The organism is Rouxiella sp. Mn2063 (assembly GCF_049319665.1).
In the GTDB taxonomy this organism is placed as follows: domain Bacteria; phylum Pseudomonadota; class Gammaproteobacteria; order Enterobacterales; family Enterobacteriaceae; genus JBMOUD01.
Genome location: NZ_JBMOUD010000039.1, coordinates 1 through 1,382, shown reverse-complemented (window position 1 = coordinate 1,382; position 1,382 = coordinate 1). Strand labels below are relative to the sequence as shown.

Below are 1,382 nucleotides of genomic sequence, written 5' to 3'. Positions count from 1 at the left end.
CGTATATGGACGCTCCCAATATTGCACGTGGTTTTCTTGAAAATAGCGCTCAGGTATTGCAGCCATATATCCGGTTTCTCTTTGAGCACTATTTGCTCGAACCATGATGAAATCCGCCAAGTGAGTTCCTATCATCCCTACGGGCTAAATTGCCCTGCCTGCTTTCGGAGTATCTCACTTGCGGTCTTACCTGTTTTGCCATCTTTTTGATTATACATACAATTACTGGACTGCCTCTTACCCTTTCTGACTCACTGTCCCTCTTTAAGCTCCTCTTAATGAGGGACAGTGAGTCGATATTCTGTTTCGTGTACCAACATCGACCACAAGATACGCGCCGTTTTACTCGCCTGTGCCACAACCGCAACGTTATAGTTTTTCTTCCCTAGCAAGGCAAAGAGCCATGGCATCTCTTCTTTATGTCGCTCAATCACCGCCGCCACCGCTCGGGCACCGTGCACCAACAAATATCGAAAATAGCTATCACCGCGCTTACTGATATGACCAAGGCGCTGTTTACCCCCACTGGAGTGTTCACGGGGTGTCAGCCCCAACCAGGCAGCAAATTGTTTAGCATTATGGAATTGCTGACCATTACCAACTGAGGCCACCAGATAGGTGGCGGTCATCAATCCCACTCCGGGCACCTTTATCACTCGCTGACAGGCTGGCTGAGTCTTCGCCCACTCGCTGAGTTCCTGTTCTATCAGGATTACCTGCTCTTCTAGCGCCTGAATATGCTCAAATTGACGCATGACGCTGCGACGTACAAATGGCGATAAGAGGAGATTGCCATCTTCTAAAATATCGGGGATACCACGTTGAAAAGCACGACACCCGACGGGCATCACCAGACCAAACTCAGCCAGCATGGCGCGTAAACTGTTCACACAGGCGACCCGCTCCCGAATGAGGATACTACGCTCAGTATGAAGGACGAGTACTGACTGCTGTTCAGCCGTTTTGACCTGTACAAAACGCATGTTAGGGCGGGTAACGGCCTCGCAAATAGCTTCGGCATCGGCCGCATCTGTCTTATTCGTTTTGACATAGGGCTTAACATATTGCGGCGGCATAAGTTTCACCTGATGTCCAAATTGACTAAAAACTCGGGCAAAGTGATGGCTGGAGGAACAAGCCTCCATGCCAATCAGACAAGGTGGCAACTGGTTTATAAACGGCACGAGTTGAGCTCGAGTGAGTTTTTTTCTGAGCACAGTGCTGCCGGTGTGATCAACGCCATGAAGTTGGAAAACGTTTTTTGCCAGGTCAATACCAAGAGTAGATACTTGCATGTGGACGCTCCTTCTTTTTGAGTTTTAACACTCACATTTTGGCACTTAGATGCCGCGAAAGCTGGAGCGTCCATCTCATTATCCCTG

Annotated in this window: 1 protein-coding gene; it reads right to left on the bottom strand. The window is 49.0% G+C overall.

Annotated elements, in window-relative coordinates:
* Positions 1-275: 275 nt before the first annotated feature.
* Positions 276-1,295 (bottom strand): IS110 family transposase, encoded by a 1,020-nt coding sequence (locus ACL9RG_RS22700; RefSeq protein ID WP_422794911.1) that lies wholly within the window; start codon positions 1,293-1,295, stop codon positions 276-278.
* Positions 1,296-1,382 lie beyond the last annotated feature (87 nt).

Bases quoted from the DNA above. Each gene is read 5' to 3' on its own strand.
- ACL9RG_RS22700 (WP_422794911.1), bottom strand. From the start codon at position 1,295: ATGCAAGTATCTACTCTTGGTATTGACCTGGCAAAAAACGTTTTCCAA.